Here is a 16727-nt window from a genome sequence, read left to right on the forward strand (position 1 = left end):
AACCGGTGAGGAGGCCTCCACGAACCAGCGGTCAGTCCTCGTAGGTGAGGTTCTTGCCGTTCGCGGGGTCGAACAGCTTGATCTTGTCCGCGTCGTACCAGACTTCGAGGTCCGCGTTCTCCGCCGCGGACGACTCCGCCGACAGCCGGGCCACGATCTGGGACTCCGCGCCCGGGACGTCGGACGAACCGCTGTCCGCGGCCAGCTCCGCCAGCTCCTCGGACGTCGCGACGTCGCCCTCCAGCGTGAAGTGGGCGAACTTCTCCGAGCCCATCGACTCCAGCACGTCGATGTGCGCGGTGAACGTGGCGCCCTGCGCCTTCTGGCCGGCCTCGACCAGCGCCGCGTCCTCGAAGTGCTCCGGCCGGATGCCGACGATCAGCTCACGCGGCGCACCGGCCTTCTCCACCAGCTGCCGGACGCGGTCCGTCAGCGGCGTCGTGCCCAGGGCACTGCGCAGCTCGTTGTTCTCCAGCGTCGCCGGGACGAAGTTCATCGACGGCGAGCCGATGAACCCGGCCACGAACAGGTTCGCCGGGTTGTCGTAGAGGAACTGCGGCGCGCCGATCTGCTGCACGTACCCGCCGCGCAGCACCACGACCCGGTCGCCCAGGGTCATGGCCTCGGTCTGGTCGTGCGTGACGTACAGCGTCGTCGTGCCGAGCTGCTTCTGGATCTTCGACACCGACGTGCGCATCTGGCCGCGCAGCTTGGCGTCCAGGTTGGACAGTGGCTCGTCCATCAGGAACGCCTTGGGGCTGCGGACGATCGCCCGGCCCATCGCGACGCGCTGCCGCTGGCCACCGGAGAGGTTGGCCGGCTTGCGGTCCAGGTGCTGGGTCAGGTCGAGGATCTGCGCCGCCTCTTCGACCTTCGCCCGGACGGTCTTGTCGTCGACCTTCGCCAGCCGCAGCGGGAAGGCCATGTTCTCCCGGACGCTCATGTGCGGGTAGAGCGCGTAGGACTGGAACACCATCGCGATGTCCCGGTCCTTCGGGGCCTTCTCGTTGACGCGCTTGCCGTCGATGCGCAGCTCGCCGGAGGAGATGTCCTCCAGGCCCGCCACCATGTTCAGCGTCGTCGACTTCCCGCAGCCGGACGGGCCGACCAGGATGATGAACTCGCCGTCGGCGATGGTGATGTCCACTTCGGACACCGCGAGCGCGCCGTCGGGGTACTTCTTCGACACCTTGTCGAGGACGATTTCAGCCATGACTACCCCTTCACCGCACCGGAGGTCAGCCCCGCCACGATGCGACGCTGGAAGAACAACACGAACACAATGATCGGGATGGTGATCACGACCGCGGCCGCGCTCACCTGCCCGGTCGGGTCTTCGAACTGCGAAGACCCGGTGAAGAACGACAGCGCCGCCGGCACCGTGCGCGACGCCGTGGTCGACGTCAGCGAGATGGCGAACAGGAAGTCGTTCCAGCAGAAGATGAACACCAGGATCGCGGTGGTGAACACGCCCGGCGCGGCCAGCGGCGCGATCACCCGCCGGAACGCCTGGGCCGGCGTCGCGCCGTCCATCTTCGCCGCCTTTTCCAGCTCCCACGGGATTTCGCGGAAGAAGGCCGACAGCGTGTAGATCGACAGCGGCAGGGCGAACGTGATGTAGGGCAGGATCAGGCCCGGCCAGGTGTCGAACAGGCCCAGGTTCCGCTCGATGTTGAACAGCGGCGTCACCAGCGACACCTGCGGGAACATCGCGATCAGCAGCGAGAGCCCGACGAGCAGCTGCTTGCCGGGGAACTCCAGCCGCGCGATCGCGTACGCGGCCATCGTGCCCAGCACCACCGCGATCAGGGTCGAGATGATCGCGATGCCGATCGAGTTCACCAGCGCCAGCAGGAACTCCGACGTCTGGAAGATGTCCGCGTAGTTCTGCCAGGTCCACGACTGCGGGATGAACGACCCGTCGGTCAGCGTGTCCTTGGTCTTGAACGACAGCGAAACGACCCAGAGCACCGGCACCAGCGCGAACACCAGCACGAGGATGTCGACCAGGCCCCACCTGACTTTGCGGCCCGTCGTGACGGTTCCCATCACCATCAGCGCTTACCCCCGTCGTCCGAACCCGGTGCGGCCGTGCCGAACACCTTGATGAAGATGAAGGCGATGATCGCCACGGTGATGAAGATCAGCACCGCCATCGTCGACCCGATCCCGAGGTTGAGGCCCTTGACCAGGTTGTCGTAGGTCTGCATGGACACCGAGCCGGTGTCCTGCGCGCCACCGGTGAGCACGTAGATGTTGTCGAAGATCCGGAACGCGTCGAGCGTGCGGAACAGCAGCGCCACCAGGATCGCCGGCTTCATCACCGGCAGCATCACCTTCGTGAACCGCTGCCACGCGCTCGCGCCGTCCATCGCCGCGGCCTTGAGCAGGTCGTCCGGCACCAGCGCGAGGCCGGCCATCAGCAGCAGCGCCATGAACGGCGTGGTCTTCCACACCTCGGCGCCGATGATGATGAACAGCGACGGCCACTGGTCGGTCAGCGGCGCCGCGTCCGCGGCCAGCCAGTTGGCCAGGTAGCCGGTCTTCGGCGTCCACGCGTAGTACCACGAGAACGCCGCGACGACCGTGACGATGCCGTACGGGATCAGAGCGACCGTGCGGACCAGGCCGCGGCCGACGAGCGTCCGGTGCATGATCAGCGCCAGCGCCATGCCGAGCACGAACTCGATGGCCACCGACACGACGGTCAGGAACATCGTCGTGCCGAACGCCGTCCACCAGTACGAATTGGACAGCACGGCCCCGTAGTTGTCGAAGCCGACGAACTGCTGCTGCGCGGGGAACCGCAGGTCGTACCGCTGCAGCGACAGCCAGATCGAGTAGACGATCGGGTAGCCGGTGACCGCGATCATCACGACGAACGCGGGCGCGCACAGCCACAGCCCGAGCCGGCGCTCGGCCTTCTTCCCTTCGGAGAGGGCGGGTTTGCCCTTCTTCTTGTGCGACACGGGTTCCGGTGCCGCGGTGGCTCCCGCCGTGGTCGGGTCCTGGACGGTCACGGGATCACTCCCTTCGACTGGAGAGCGTCGTTGAGCTGCTCGCGCAGCTTCGAAGCGGTGGCCTGCGGGTCGATGTCACCCGGCGGGGAAAGGACTTTCGACATCACGGTCGACATGTTCTGGTACGCCGGGGTCAGCGGCCGCACCGCGGAGTCCTTGATGGCGTCGATGATCGAGTCGCGCATCGGGTACTTCAGCGCCATGTTCGGGTTGTCGGCGCTCGCCGGCTTGGACGGGTCGAGCGGTGTGTCGTTGTGGTACACCGATTCGATGGTCGGCGGGACGCCGTCGTTGATCGCCGAGAACTTCTGGTTCTCCGCGTTGCGCAGGCACAGCGCCGCTTCGAACGCCTCCGGCTTGTGCTGCGACAGCGAGCTGACGCCGAGGTCGTACCCGCCGATCGTGGTCTTCGCGGGCGTGCCCGCCTTGGCCTCGGGGTAGACGGCCCACTTGAAGTGCGAGACGTCCTGCGGCTTTTCCTTGGCGTAGGAGGCGTAGACGAACGGCCAGTTGAGCTCGAACGCGGCGTCCCCGCGCTGGAACGTCTGGCGGACGTCGTCCTCCTTCGAGTTGGTCAGCGACGGGTCGGTGATGCCCGACGACGCGATCTGCTTCAGCAGCGCGAGCGCCTGCACCGCGCCGTCGTCCAGGACGACGCTCTTGCCGTCGTCGGACAGGATGTGCCCGCCCATCGACTGCACCAGCGTGTTGTAGAAGACGACGAGGCCTTCGTACTGCGCGCCGGTGAACACGATGCTGTAGGGCTTGCCCTGCGCCTTCAGCTCCTTGGACTTGGCGATCATCTCTTCCCACGTCTTGGGCGGCGTGGGCGTGATCCGGTCGTCGTACCAGAGCAGCTGGACGTTGGTGTTCTTCGTGGCCGCGTAGAGCTTCCCGTTGTAGGTCGCCGTCTCCAGCGGTCCTTGCAGGACGCCTTCGCTGGCGGCCGCCTTGTTCTGGTCCTTCCACTCCTCGACCCAGCCGGCTTCGGCGAACTCCGAAACCCAGGTCACGTCGAGGCCGAGGACGTCCATCGCGGTGTCGCCCGCGGCGAGCCGCCGCGCCATCTGCAGGCGCTGGTCGTCCGCGCCGCGCTGCAGCTTGTTGTAGACGATTTCGTACTTCCCGTTCGCCGCCGCGTTGCAGTTGTCGACGACTTTCTGGAAGCTGTCCTCGGGCGCGTAGTAGACGTTGATCTTGAGTCCGCCGCCCGATCCGCAACCGGCCAGCATGCCGGTCACCAAGGCCCCTGCCCCCAGCAGGACCGCGGTACGGCCGGGCGAGCGTCCCCGTTTGCCCGCGCCGATCCTCTTCCCCATAAGGCCTCCTCACCCGCGTGCACGCCGGATACCGCGGTGCCCGGTGGGCACCGCGACGCGATGAGGCGAACCGCGCCAGCACCCCGACGTGCTAGTGCTCGGGCCGCCGCGCTGGTTGGGCGAGGCCGCCCGACTGGTGTCGGACAACTTATGCCGGGCGATCACACCCCGCAAGCAGTATCGGTAACGATTCAGCCCACTGCAGCTCGAACTGTGATTTTCCCCTGATAATGGCGGCTTTTTTCAGGTCGTCGCCGGGGGTGGTTTGAGCGCGAGCTTGGCGAGCAGCTCCCGGCCCTGTTCGGCGGTGCGCGGCTGGCACAGGACGTCGTACCGGCCGGCGACGAGCTGGCTCGCCGAGGAGAAGTCCCGCCGCCCGCGCGACATGCTGTACCCGATGGCGGCGAACATCAGCCCGGACAGGACGCCGAGCACGAGCCCGGTCAGCAGCTGCAGCGCGAAGCCCTGGTTGACGAACAGGCCGAGCAGCAGCCCGGCGAACAAGCCGAACCAGGCGCCCGAGACGGCGCCGGTGCCGAGCACGCGGCCCCAGGACAGCTTGCCGATGACCCGTTCGACGAGCATCAGGTCCACCCCGACGATCGTGACGTCGCTGACGGAGAACTCGCTGTCCGCGAGGAAGTCGACGGCCTGCTGCGCCTCGCCGTAGGTCGCGTACGACCCGATCGGCCAGCCGGTCGGCGGGGTCGGCAGCCGAGGCAGGTTGCCGGGCGCCCGGCTCCCGCCGAAGGGACTACTCACCATCATCACCTGCGCACTCGTGGGTCTGGGCGTCCATCTTGTCAAGAACGCCCGGACCGTGCGAGCCGCTTACCCCGAAAGGCCGGAGCCGATTGTCGCCGTATCGACAATCGGCCCCGGAAGCCCGGTCAGGAACGGGACTTGTACTCGCGCAGCAACCCGCGGCTGATGATCGTCTTCTGGATCTCGCTCGTGCCCTCGCCGATCAGCAGGAACGGCGCCTCGCGCATCAGCCGCTCGATCTCGTACTCCTTCGAGTACCCGTAGCCGCCGTGGATGCGGAACGCGTCCTGCGTGACCTCCGCGCAGTACTCCGACGCGATCAGCTTCGCCATCCCCGCCTCGACGTCGTTGCGCTCGCCCGAGTCCTTCAACCGGGCCGCGTTCACCATCATCAGGTGCGCCGCCTCGACCTTGGTCGCCATCTCGGCCAGCTTGAAGGCCACCGCCTGGTGTTCGGCGATCGCCTTGCCGAACGTCTTGCGCTGCTGGGCGTACTCCACCGCCAGCTCGAACGCCCGGATCGCGATGCCGCACGCCCGCGCCGCGACGTTCACGCGGCCGACCTCGACACCGTCCATCATGTACGCGAAGCCCTTGCCCGGCGCCTCGCCGAGGACCATGTCGGACCCGATGCGGTAGCCGTCGAAGACCGCTTCGGTCGTGTCGACGCCCTTGTAGCCCATCTTGTCGATCTTGCCCGGGATGGTCAGGCCCGGCGCGACCTCGCCGAAGCCCTCGGGCTTCTCCACGAGGAACGTCGTCAGGTTCTGGTGGGCCTTCTCGGCCCCTTCGTCCGTGCGCACCAGCAGCGCGATCAGGTTGGACGAGCCGCCGTTGGTCAGCCACATCTTCGAGCCGTCGATGACGTAGCCGTCGCCGTCGCGACGAGCCTTCGTCTTGATCGCCGCGACGTCCGAACCCAGGTCCGGCTCCGACATCGAGAACGAGCCGCGGACCTCGCCGGTGGCCATCCGCGGCAGGAAGTGCTGCTTCTGCGCCTCGGTGCCGTGGCGGGTGATCATGTGCGCCACGATGAAGTGGGTGTTGATCACGCCGGACACGCTCATCCAGCCGCGCGCGATCTCCTCGACGACCAGCGCGTAGGTCAGCAGCGACTCGCCGAGCCCGCCGTACTCCTCCGGGATGGTGATCCCGAACAGGCCCATCTCCTTCATGCCCTCGACGATGTCCGTCGGGTAGGTGTCGGAGTGTTCGAGCTCCTGCGCGTGCGGGATGACCTCCTTGTCCACGAACGAGCGGACGGTCGCGAGGATCTCCGACTGCACGTCGGTCAGGCCGGCGGTCTGGGCGAGACGGGCCATCACGGCTCCCTTTCCGGTAGCGACGCCGGCTCCCGGCGCTGGGTTACCGGTGAGTATGACCCGAATCCCCCAACCCTGCTATGAGGGCGCTCACGCTTCGCGTCGTACAGTGCTGGGCGACAGGGGAGGGCACATGACGTATCCGCAGGATCCGAACAACCCGTACGGCCAGCAGCCGCAGTCGGGCGGCTACCAGCAGCCCGGTTACGGCCAGCAGTACCCGAGCGGCGGCTTCCCGCAGTACCCGCCGCAGTACCCGGGCGGCATGCAAGGGCCGCCGCCGGAAGGGCCGGGGCTCGCCATCGGCGGGCTGATCTGCTCGATCCTCGGCATCTTCCTCTGCGTCCTCGTCACGATCGCGGGCGTCGTGATGGGCCACATCGCCCTCGCCAAGGCCAAGCGCGGCGAGGCCGAAGGCCAGGGCGTCGCGCTGGCGGCGGTCATCGTGGGGTACGTCGGGATCGGGCTGAACGTCCTCGCGGTGATCCTCCTCTTCGGGTTCGGCTTCGCGCACGAGCTCTTCCGCTGACCGGCTAGGTTGGGGCCCAGCACGCATCGAGGGGACCCGACATGACCGACCCGTCCGGGGACAACGACCGTCCGGCCGTGTCCTACGACCCGCCGCCCACCGCGGAGCCTGCGCCGTACGCGCCGGAGAACTACGACCCGCCGGCGGGCGACAGCACGGTCCCCGAGCCGCCGTCGCCCGAGCCGGTGGCCCCCGAGCTGCCGCCCGGGGCGTTCGAGACGCCGGCCGCGCACATCCCCGGCACGCCCTACGTGACGCCGGGACAACCGGCCTACCAGCCGTACCCGCCGGCCTACGGGCAGCCGTACGGCGGCCCGGCGCCCTACGTCCAGCCGCCGTACGTGCCGGGTCCGCCGCCTAGGCAGGACAACGCGCTGGCGATCGGCGCGCTGGTGTGCTCGATCCTCGGCTTCTGCTCGGGCATCACGGCGATCGCCGGGCTGATCATGGGCCACATCGCGCTGACCAAGACGAACCGCGGCGAAGCCGGCGGCCGCGGGATGGCCACGGCCGCCGTGATCATCGGCTACGTCGTGATCGCGCTGTGGTTCAGCTTCTTCACCACGCTGATCGTCCTGGCCGCGAACGGCCAGCTGAACTAGTCGGCCGGCAGCACCGCGTCGCCGGGGGTGCGCGGTGCCGGTGTCGCGTGGCCGTTGTCCTCCGGTTTGGCCTCCACCGCCTCGGGTTCCGGCTGGGGAGCCGAAGCCGCCGGAGCCGCGGCGGTGGCCGCCTTGGGGGTCTGCGCGTCCAGGAAGCGCAGCAGCTCCACCGGGAACGGCAGCACCAGCGTCGAGTTCTTCTCCGACGACACCTGCACGACGGTCTCCAGCAGCCGCAGCTGCAGCGCTGCCGGGGTGTCGGCCATCTGCGCGGCCGCCTGCGAGAGCTTGTACGACGCCTGCAGCTCACCGTCGGCGGAGATGACGCGCGCGCGCCGTTCCCGCTCCGCCTCGGCCTGCCGCGACATCGAGCGCTTCATCGCCTCCGGCAGCGCGACGTCCTTGATCTCGACGCGGTCGATGTGGATGCCCCAGTCCAGCGCCGGGCTGTCGATCATCAGCTCCAGGCCCTCGTTGAGGCGCTCGCGGTTGGAGAGCAGGTCGTCGAGGTCGCTCTTGCCGATGATCGAGCGCAGCGACGTCTGCGCGACCTGGCCGACCGCCGACCGGTAGTCCTGGACGTTGACCGCCGCGACGACCGGGTCGATCACCTTGAAGTAGACGACCGCGTCGACCCGGACCGTGACGTTGTCGCGGGTGATGCCGTCCTGGGCGGGCACCGGCATGGTCACGATCTGCATGTTGACCTTCTGCATGCGGTCCGCGAACGGCACGAGCACCATCAGCCCGGGCTCCGCGACCCGCGACCGCACCCGGCCGAACCGGTAGACCAGTCCGCGCTCGTACTGCTTCACCACGCGCACGCTCGACGCGAGCCACACCCCGCCCGCGAGGACGACGGCGCTGAGGATCTCCACCACCATGGCTGCTCCCGGGGTTGCGTTTTCCCCTGAAAGCCCAGCGTACGCCCGCCGGGAAGCCGACGAAATGCGCTGGACGCGACTGTCAGGCTGGGGTGGTGAACGATCTCCGCGTCCCGCCCCTGTTCGCCGCCCGGGCGCCCCGGGTGCTCGGCCCGGGCGCCGTCCCGTGGCTGGCGGCCCTGCCGGACCTCGCCGCCGGGTACGCCCGGAAGTGGGGCCTGGCGTTCGAGGGCGAGGCGATGCACGGCTACGTCGGCGTGGTGCAGCCCGCGCGGCTGCCCGACGGCACGCCGGTGGTGCTGAAACTCGGGTGGCGCGACGAAGAATCGGCCGACGAGCCGCTCGCACTGTCCACATGGGCCGGCCGGGGTGCGGTGCGGCTGCTGGAGTCCGCGCCGGACGACGGTGTCCTGCTGCTCGAACGGCTCGACGCCGGCCGCACGCTCGACGACCTCCCGCTGCGCTCGGCGATCCCGCTCATCGGCGGCTTGGCGCGGCGCTTGGCCGTCCCCGCGCCGGCGTCGATGCGGCGGCGGCTGCGCGCCGAAGCCGCGGAGCTGGTCGAGGAGCTCCCCCGCCGCTGGGCCGAGCTCGGCGAGCCGTTCGAAAAGCGGCTGGTCGACGACGCCGTCGCCATCTGCCGCGAGCTGGGGCCGTCGGCGGGCGATCTGCTGGTGAACGAGGACCTGCACTTCCAGAACGTCCTGGCGGGCACGCGCGAGCCGTGGCTGGTCATCGACCCGAAGCCGCTGGCCGGCGACCTCGAGTGGGGCGTCATCCCGTTGTTCTGGAACCGCTTCACCGAGTCCACACTGGACGAACGGTTCGCGATGATCGTCGCTTCGCACGAGCTGGACGCCGCGAAGGCGCGCGCGTGGACGCTCGTGCGAGCCGTGCAGAACTGGATCTGGATGGTCGAGGAGCACCTCGAATCCGGCGAAAGCAGCGACGACCCGGCGTTCGTCACAGTGGCGGAAATCGCTCCTTGGGCGGCCAGCCGATAGTGTCAGCGGCATGGCCGCGGTCAACAGGGTTTTCGCAGCTCAGCTGTCCGGGTTGCCCGTGTTCGGGCCGGACGGCGAGTCCATCGGCCGGGTTCGCGACCTGGTCGCCGGCCTGCGCCTCGACGCTCAGCCGCCGCGGATCCTCGGCCTCGTCGTCGAGCTGGCCACCCGGCGGCGGGTCTTCGTGCCGATGCTGCGCGTCACGGCGATCGAGCCGGGTGCCGTGACGCTCGCGACCGGCTCGGTCAACATGCGCCAGTTCAACCAGCGCCCCAACGAGGTCCTGGTGCTCGGGCAGCTGCTCGACGCGCACGCGACGCTGGCCGGGTCGGACACGCGGATCACCGTCGTCGACGCCGGGATGGAACCGACCCGCACCCGCGACTGGGTGCTCGCCAAGCTCGCCATCCGCGAACGGCGGGTCGGGCTGGGCCGCCGTCGCGCGGCGATGCAGGTGCTGCCCTGGTCGGAGGTGGCCGGGCTGGGCCTGGCCGACCTCGGCGCCCAGCCGCAGGGCGCCGGGCAGCTGCTCATGCTGTTCGACACGATGCGCCCGGCCGACATCGCCGCGACCGTGCGCGACCTGCCGCTCAAGCGCCGGCACGAGGTCGCCGACGCGATGGACGACGAGCGCCTCGCCGACGTCATCGAGGAGCTGCCGGACGACGACCAGAAGGAGCTGCTGGCCTACCTGGCCGAGGAGCGCGCGGCCGACGTCCTCGAGGCGATGAACCCCGACGACGCCGCCGACCTGCTGGCCGAGCTGGCCCCAGCCGACCAGAGCCGGCTGCTGGAGCTGATGGAGCCGGAGGAGTCCGCGCCGGTCAAGCGGCTGCTGGAGTACTCGTCGGACACCGCGGGCGGCCTGATGACGCCGGAGCCGGTGGTGCTGACCCCGGACACGACGATCGCCGAGGCGCTGGCCCACATCCGCAACGCCGAGCTGCCGCCGGCGCTGGCCAGCATGGTGTTCGTCTGCCGGCCGCCGACCGCGACGCCGACCGGGCGCTACGTCGGCGTCGTCCACTTCCAGCGGCTCCTGCGCGAGCCGCCCGCCGAGCTGGTGGCCAGCGCCGTGGACACCGGGCTGCCGCCGCTGAAACCGGGCGCGTCGCTGGCCGAGGTCACGCGGTACTTCGCGGCCTACAACCTGACCTGCGGGCCGGTCGTCGACACCGAAGACCACCTGATCGGCGCGGTGACCGTCGACGACGTCCTCGACCACCTGCTGCCGGAGGACTGGCGCGAGACCGGGCTGCACGACACCTTGGAGGAAGACCGTGCCTGAACCGACTTCGGGACGGCGGCTCGACCAGCCCCGCAGCCAGAACCGGTTCAGGCTGAACATCGACCCGGACACCTTCGGCCGGTTCACCGAGCGGATCGCCCGGTTCCTGGGCACCGGGAAGTACCTGTTCTGGCAGACGCTGATCGTCATCATCTGGATCGTGCTGAACCTCACGGCACTGTCGCTGCAGTGGGACCCGTACCCGTTCATCCTGCTCAACCTGGCTTTTTCCACGCAGGCGGCGTACGCGGCGCCGCTGATCCTGCTGGCGCAGAACCGCCAGGACGACCGCGACCGCGTCTCCCTGGAGGAGGACCGCAACCGGGCGGCGCAGACGAAGGCGGACACGGAGTACCTGGCCAGGGAGCTGGCGGCGCTGCGGCTGGCGGTGGGCGAGGTCGCGACGCGCGACTACCTGCGCAGCGAGCTCGACCGGCTGCGGGAGGACCTGGACGTAAAGCCCAAGAAGTCCCGTACGCCTACCGGTACGTAACATGGACGGGGTGACCAGTACGCAGCAGCTCCCCAGCGTCGACGACGTCCGCAGCGCGCTGAAGAGCGTGCAAGACCCCGAGATCCGGAAACCCATCACGGACCTGGGCATGGTCAAGGACGTGGCCGTCGGTGACGACGGTGTCGTGACCGTCGGGATCTACCTGACGGTGGCCGGCTGCCCGCTCAAGGCGACGCTCACCAACGACACCCGCGAGGCGGTCTCGAAGCTGCCGGGCGTGGTGGACGTGCGGGTCGAACTGGACGTGATGAGCGACGAGCAGCGCTCCGAGCTGCGGAAGTCCCTGCGCGGCGACGCGGCCGAGCCGGTGATCCCGTTCGCGCAGCCGGGCTCGATGACGCGGGTGTACTGCGTGGCGTCGGGCAAGGGCGGCGTGGGCAAGTCGTCGGTGACGGTGAACCTGGCGGCGGCGATGGCCGCGCGCGGGCTGTCGGTGGGTGTCGTGGACGCGGACATCTACGGCCACTCGATCCCCCGCATGCTGGGCGCGCGCGAGAAGCCGACGAAGGTCGACACGATGATCATGCCGCCGCAGGCGCACGGCGTGAAGGTGATCTCGATCGGCATGTTCACCCCGGGCAACACCCCGGTGGTCTGGCGCGGCCCGATGCTGCACCGCGCGTTGCAGCAGTTCCTGGCGGACGTGTTCTGGGGCGACCTGGACATCCTGCTGCTGGACCTCCCGCCGGGCACGGGCGACATCGCGATTTCGGTGGCCCAGCTGATCCCGAACGCGGAGATCCTGGTGGTGACCACGCCCCAGCAGGCGGCGGCCGAGGTGGCCGAGCGCGCGGGGGCGATCGCGCTGCAGACGCGTCAGCGCGTGGCCGGGGTCATCGAGAACATGTCGTGGCTGGAGACGCCGTCCGGCGAGCGCATGGAGATCTTCGGCTCGGGCGGCGGCCAGGCGGTCGCCGAGTCGCTGACGAAGTCGATCGGGTCCGAGGTGCCGTTGCTGGGCCAGGTCCCGATGGACCCGCGCATGGTCGCCCAGGGCGACGCGGGCGAGCCGCTGGTCCTGGTCGAGCCGGAGGCGCCGGCGTCGGTGGTGCTGAAGGACGCGGCGAAGAAGCTGACGGTCAAGGCGCGCGGCTTGGCGGGGATGATGCTGAACGTGACCCCCGCGGGCCGCTGATCCAGGTCTGTCAAAAGCTGAAGGCCACCTCCGAGCGGAGGTGGCCTTCGGTGTCTCAGGTGGCGTCCGGGTCGATGGGTGGGCGCTCCCCCGGCTTCAGCGGCTCCGGCTGCTTGGCCTGGCCCGCCGGGTAGCCGTTCGAGCCGTTCGTCCCGTTGGAACCGTTGCTGCCGCCCAGGTTCGGGCTGCCGTTCGTGATGCCCTTCAGGCCGAGCGGGTCCGCGTCGCCGTCGAAGAGGTGCTGCGTCACCACTCGCTTCGGGTCGAAGTTGCGCAGCCCGCGCAGGTCTTCGAGCGGCTTGCGGAGCTGGTCGAACTCCGGGCCCATCTCCTCGCGAAGCTGCTCCCGCGCGCCGGTCGCGAAGTCGCGGACCTTCTTCACGCTCTTCGCCATCCAGGACGCCGCCTCGGGAAGCCGTTCCGGGCCGAGGATGAAGAGACCGGCGATGATGAGGACGAGGATTTCCCCCCATCCGACACTGTCGAACACCGTCTACCTCCGCTCGGAAACTACCTGCCCAGGCTACCCGCCCCGGCCCGCGCGACGGCAGGCCGAATGCGGGAACTCAGTCGGAAGCCAGGGTTACGTCGACGACGAAGCTCGCGCCGTCGCGGACCAGCTGCACCGGCACGACCTGGCCGACGTCGTGGGAGCGCACCGCGACCGTCATCTCGGCCGAGTCGCGCACCAGGCGTCCGCCGATCTTCGTGATGACGTCGCCCTCCTTGATGCCGGCGTTCGCGGCCGGCCCGCCGGGCGCGACGTTCTTGACCTGCGCTCCCATGGTGGACGAGCCGGCGACCGTCGACGACGCGTTGATGCCGATGTCGGCGTGCTGGACCTTGCCGTCCTTGATCAGCGCCTTCGCGATCTTGACCGCGTAGTCGCTGGGGATGGCGAAGCCGATGCCGATGCTGCCGCCGTCGGCGCCCGAAGACCGGATCGAGGAGTTGATCCCGACGAGCGCGCCGGTGGCGTCGACGAGCGCGCCGCCCGAGTTGCCGTGGTTGATGGCGGCGTCGGTCTGGATGGCTTCGTAGGTGACCGGCGGGGCGCCGTTGTCACCGCCCGCGGTGATCGGGCGGTTGAGCGCGCTGACGATGCCGGCGGTCACGGAGTTCTGCAGCGCGAGCGGCGAGCCGATGGCCATCACGGTGTCGCCGACCTGCAGGTCGGAAGACTTGCCGATCTGCAGGACGGTCGGGTTCGTGACGTTGACCTTGACGACGGCGAGGTCGGTCTTCTGGTCGGAGCCGACGAGCTTGGCGTCGGTGCGGGTGCCGTCGATGAAGATGGCGGTGACCTTGACGCCGGGGTCGGCGCTCGCGGACGAGATGACGTGCTCGTTGGTGAGGATGTAGCCCTGCGGGTCGATCATGACGCCGGAGCCCTGCTCCCCGGAGTCGGCGCCGGGCTTGTAGACCTCGAGCGAGACGACGGCGGGCGCGACGCGCTTGGCGATCTCGGCGACCGAGCCGGCGGGCCGCTCCTTGGCCGCCTCGGCTTCGGAGATGGTGGCGGAGCCGGTGAGCCCGTTGCCGGTGTCGGCGACCCACCACCCGACGAGCCCCCCGACGGCCCCGACGAGCAGCGCGACGACCCCGAGCAGCGCGAGCGCCTTCGGCTGCACGCGGCGGCCGAAGAGCACCTCGGGCAGGCTGAGCAACGCGCCGGGTGGGCGTTTCGCGGGCTTTTCCTCGTCTTCGGCGGGCATCGCGGGCCCGGCGAGGACGGCCCCGGCGCCCGGATCACGCCAGGGGTCGCTGGTGCTGTTCCACAGGGGCGGGTCCGATTCCTTCGGTTCCCCGGTGGCTTCCCGCGGCCGTTCGAGCAGCACGCCTTCGGCCCCGGGCGGCCGCCGGAAGGCCTCGGCCAGCGACTCGGGAGCGGGCGGGGCGAGGCTGACGCCGTTGGGCCGCTGCGGGGTGTAGAGCTTGTCGAACGCGCCGTCGACACCGGACGGCCTGCCGAAGACGGCGGCCTGAGCGGGATCGACGGCCGGGCGCGCGAGCGGCCGCGGCCCCAGCCGCTCGCCATCGCGCGCGCCGGGCTGCTCGGGATTCACGTTCGGCTCGGTCATCATTCCCCGGTGCAGAAGATCAGGTGGCTGGGCGTGACGATACCCAAGCCCAGTGCTCCGAGTCTGCCGGTCCGCCGGTGAAATGGCTGTTGCTTGGGCTTCGTGGCCGGACATGCCGAAGGCCGCCACGAGGAATCCCCCATGACGGCCTTCCCGGAACCAAGTCTCAGCGAATCCCCGCCGGCACCGCGGCCGGCGTCGTGCTCACCGGGGTCGACGTCGGCGCCAGTTGCTGCGGCACCGCCATCTGGGCCGGCAGCAGGTTCGCCTGCTGCGGCGCCCCGCCGCCGGTCTCCGGCGTGCCGTCACCGCTGTCCGCCGTCGTCCCGACCAGGGCGAGCGCGCTCAGCACCAGACCCGAGACCACCACGCCGGCCCCTTGCGCGGCGCGGCGCTTGAACCCGCCCACGACGTTCGGGGACTGGCCCAGCGGCGCCGCTGATCCCAACGGCGCGACACCACCCAGCACGCCCGTGTCGCGCAGCCCCGCCACCCGGTCCGGGCGCTGGACCGCGACCAGCTGGCCGTCGGCCGTGATCGCCAGGTTGTCCGGCGTGCTCGGGAGCTCGGTGTGCTGCGGGATCGACTGCAGGCTCGCCAGGAACCCCGCCGACATCGGCGGCGCCGACGCGCGGCGGATGGCGTCGACCGTCTGGCGCTGGGCGCGCACTTCGGCGGCGCACGCCGCGCAGCGCGTGATGTGCGACGCCGCGCGGTCGCGGGCGCCGTGCGAAAGCTCCCCGTCCACGAACGCCACCACGGCGTCCGGCATCAGGTGCGACTCGGGGAGTCCCCAGCCTCGCGGTGCGGTCATACCGTCACCTTCGCAGACTCCGGGGCGTAAGCGCGCCGGCGCTCGAGCGACGCCCGCAGCGCCTGGCGCCCGCGGTGGATCCGGCTGCGGACGGTGCCCAGCTTGACGCCGAGCGTCGCGCCGATCTCCTCGTACGACAGCCCTTCGACGTCACACAGCACCACGGCCGCGCGGAACTCCGGGGGCAGCTCGTCGAGCGCCGCCTGCAGGTCCGGGTCCAGGTGGGTGTCGGAGAAGACCTGCTCGGGGCTCGGGTCGTCGCCCACGATGCGGTCGGTGTCCTCCGGCAGGCCTTCCATCCGCACGCGCGAGCGGCGGCGGGCCATGTCGAGGAACAGGTTGGTGGTGATCCGGTGCAGCCAGCCCTCGAACGTGCCGGGCTTGTAGGACGCCAGCGACCGGAAGACCCGGATGAAGGTCTCCTGGGTGAGGTCCTCGGCGTCGTGCGTGTTGCCGGTCAAGCGGTAGGCGAGCCGGTAGACCCGGTCGCTGTGCTCGCGGACGACCTCGTCCCAGGACGGTGGCGTCCAGACCGCCTCGTCCAGGGACACGGGCTGAGCCGCGTCGGCGTCGTTTTCGGCAACGGCGTTCTGCATCGCGGGAGCAGGCACCTCCATCTGTGTTTCTCCTGTCTGCTCCACCCAACGCGGGTCGTCGGCACGGTGTTCCCGTGTTCCTGACCGAGTCTGTCCGGACTCCTTATGGTTCTAGTGAGACTGGACTGAGAGCAGGCTGAGAACTTCTCCCCGGGTGCTTACCAGGGAGCCTGCGCGGATTTATCGACAACCAACGCTAACCTCCGTGCGTGAACACGCCCACCCCTGCGGCCGCACCGGCCGATTCCGGGTTCGTCGACGGGTACCTGCCCGACGACGAGGTGCTGTCCGCCGCCCGGGCGCGGGCCGAGGACCTGGGCTGCACCCCGCTCAGCGCCGGTGCGGGCGCGACCCTGCGGTTCCTGGCGGCGACGCTGTGCGCGAAGGCGGTCGTCGAGGTCGGCACGGGGGCCGGGGTGAGCGGGCTGAGCCTGCTGCGCGGCATGGCCCCCGACGGCATCCTGACCTCGATCGACGTGGAACCGGAGTACCAGCGCGCGGCGCGCGCGACGTTCCGCGAGGCCGGCTACGCCCCGGGCCGCACGCGGCTGATCATCGGACGGGCGCTGGACGTCCTGCAGCGGCTCACGCCGGGCGGGTACGACCTGGTGTTCGTCGACTCCGCGCACATCGAGTACCCCGGCTGCTACGAGCTGGGGGTGTCGCTGCTGCGGCGGGGCGGGATCATCGCGTTCCACAACGTGCTGGCGGGTGGCCGGGTGATCGACCCGTCCCACCGGGACCCGGAGACGCTGGCGTTGCGCGAGGTGGCGAGGGCTTTCCGGGAGGACGAGCGCCTGGTCCCGGCCCTGCTGCCGGTGGGCGGCGGCCTGCTGGTCGCGGCGGCGATCTGA

18 protein-coding genes are annotated in these 16727 nt (G+C 70.0%); 7 read left to right on the forward strand and 11 right to left on the reverse strand.

Annotated features, from left to right (window positions below):
- Positions 1-31: 31 nt before the first annotated feature.
- The 6 genes from ACIRSS_RS28180 to ACIRSS_RS28205 form a co-directional block, all read right to left on the reverse strand.
- Positions 32-1213, reverse strand: coding sequence for an ABC transporter ATP-binding protein (locus ACIRSS_RS28180; RefSeq protein WP_400900057.1), 1182 nt, complete (start codon positions 1211-1213; stop codon positions 32-34).
- A 2-nt stretch (positions 1214-1215) separates the two neighbouring features.
- Entirely contained in the window at positions 1216-2055 is an 840-nt protein-coding gene (locus ACIRSS_RS28185; protein WP_372672243.1) for a carbohydrate ABC transporter permease, read from the reverse strand.
- Positions 2055-3020 (reverse strand): carbohydrate ABC transporter permease, encoded by a 966-nt coding sequence (locus tag ACIRSS_RS28190; protein ID WP_400900059.1) that lies wholly within the window; start codon positions 3018-3020, stop codon positions 2055-2057. Before ACIRSS_RS28190 ends, ACIRSS_RS28185 begins: the two co-directional genes overlap by 1 nt.
- Positions 3017-4339, reverse strand: coding sequence for an ABC transporter substrate-binding protein (locus ACIRSS_RS28195; protein WP_400900062.1), 1323 nt, complete (start codon positions 4337-4339; stop codon positions 3017-3019). The genes ACIRSS_RS28190 and ACIRSS_RS28195 overlap by 4 nt, the downstream gene beginning before the upstream one ends.
- Before the next feature lie 243 nt (positions 4340-4582).
- Positions 4583-5107 carry a general stress protein gene (locus ACIRSS_RS28200; protein WP_364459897.1) on the reverse strand — a complete coding sequence of 175 codons (525 nt, stop codon included), beginning with the start codon at positions 5105-5107 and terminating at the stop codon, positions 4583-4585.
- Between the two features lie 122 nt (positions 5108-5229).
- Positions 5230-6426, reverse strand: coding sequence for an acyl-CoA dehydrogenase family protein (locus ACIRSS_RS28205; RefSeq protein ID WP_400900064.1), 1197 nt, complete (start codon positions 6424-6426; stop codon positions 5230-5232).
- 133 nt (positions 6427-6559) lie between these two features.
- Between ACIRSS_RS28205 and ACIRSS_RS28210 the strand changes: the two genes are divergently transcribed.
- Positions 6560-6955 (forward strand): DUF4190 domain-containing protein, encoded by a 396-nt coding sequence (locus tag ACIRSS_RS28210; RefSeq protein ID WP_400900066.1) that lies wholly within the window; start codon positions 6560-6562, stop codon positions 6953-6955.
- 41 nt (positions 6956-6996) lie between these two features.
- Positions 6997-7557 (forward strand): DUF4190 domain-containing protein, encoded by a 561-nt coding sequence (locus tag ACIRSS_RS28215; protein WP_400900068.1) that lies wholly within the window; start codon positions 6997-6999, stop codon positions 7555-7557.
- Here the strand turns inward: ACIRSS_RS28215 and ACIRSS_RS28220 are convergent.
- Complete coding sequence (locus ACIRSS_RS28220; protein WP_400900070.1) at positions 7554-8441, reverse strand: slipin family protein; 888 nt, start codon at positions 8439-8441, stop codon at positions 7554-7556. The genes ACIRSS_RS28215 and ACIRSS_RS28220 overlap by 4 nt on opposite strands.
- 92 nt (positions 8442-8533) lie before the next feature.
- Between ACIRSS_RS28220 and ACIRSS_RS28225 the strand changes: the two genes are divergently transcribed.
- The 4 genes from ACIRSS_RS28225 to ACIRSS_RS28240 are packed head-to-tail and all read left to right on the forward strand — an operon-like array spanning position 8534 to position 12382.
- Positions 8534-9445, forward strand: a complete 912-nt coding sequence (locus ACIRSS_RS28225; RefSeq protein WP_400900072.1) for an aminoglycoside phosphotransferase family protein — start codon at positions 8534-8536, stop codon at positions 9443-9445.
- Between the two features lie 10 nt (positions 9446-9455).
- Positions 9456-10733, forward strand: a complete 1278-nt coding sequence (locus tag ACIRSS_RS28230) for a magnesium transporter MgtE N-terminal domain-containing protein (protein WP_400900075.1) — start codon at positions 9456-9458, stop codon at positions 10731-10733.
- Positions 10726-11226, forward strand: coding sequence for a DUF1003 domain-containing protein (locus tag ACIRSS_RS28235; protein ID WP_400900078.1), 501 nt, complete (start codon positions 10726-10728; stop codon positions 11224-11226). Before ACIRSS_RS28230 ends, ACIRSS_RS28235 begins: the two co-directional genes overlap by 8 nt.
- A 10-nt stretch (positions 11227-11236) precedes the next feature.
- On the forward strand, positions 11237-12382 hold the full coding sequence (locus tag ACIRSS_RS28240; RefSeq protein ID WP_400900080.1) for an Mrp/NBP35 family ATP-binding protein: 1146 nt from the start codon (positions 11237-11239) through the stop codon (positions 12380-12382).
- Between the two features lie 55 nt (positions 12383-12437).
- On the opposite strand, the gene tatB is transcribed toward ACIRSS_RS28240, so the two are convergent.
- The 4 genes from tatB to sigE form a co-directional block, all read right to left on the reverse strand.
- Positions 12438-12872 carry a Sec-independent protein translocase protein TatB gene (gene tatB / locus ACIRSS_RS28245; protein ID WP_400900082.1) on the reverse strand — a complete coding sequence of 145 codons (435 nt, stop codon included), beginning with the start codon at positions 12870-12872 and terminating at the stop codon, positions 12438-12440.
- Between the two features lie 76 nt (positions 12873-12948).
- Positions 12949-14466 (reverse strand): trypsin-like peptidase domain-containing protein, encoded by a 1518-nt coding sequence (locus tag ACIRSS_RS28250; RefSeq protein WP_400900084.1) that lies wholly within the window; start codon positions 14464-14466, stop codon positions 12949-12951.
- Positions 14467-14629: 163 nt separating this feature from the next.
- Positions 14630-15277, reverse strand: coding sequence for an anti-sigma factor family protein (locus ACIRSS_RS28255; RefSeq protein ID WP_400900086.1), 648 nt, complete (start codon positions 15275-15277; stop codon positions 14630-14632).
- The gene (gene sigE / locus ACIRSS_RS28260; RefSeq protein ID WP_372672293.1) at positions 15274-15873 is read right to left on the reverse strand and encodes an RNA polymerase sigma factor SigE; all 600 of its coding nucleotides are present in this window, start codon (positions 15871-15873) and stop codon (positions 15274-15276) included. Before sigE ends, ACIRSS_RS28255 begins: the two co-directional genes overlap by 4 nt.
- Before the next feature lie 209 nt (positions 15874-16082).
- Between sigE and ACIRSS_RS28265 the strand changes: the two genes are divergently transcribed.
- Positions 16083-16727, forward strand: a complete 645-nt coding sequence (locus ACIRSS_RS28265) for an O-methyltransferase (protein ID WP_400900088.1) — start codon at positions 16083-16085, stop codon at positions 16725-16727.

It is taken from the genome of Amycolatopsis sp. NPDC101161, from assembly GCF_044768185.1.
Lineage (GTDB): Bacteria > Actinomycetota > Actinomycetes > Mycobacteriales > Pseudonocardiaceae > Amycolatopsis.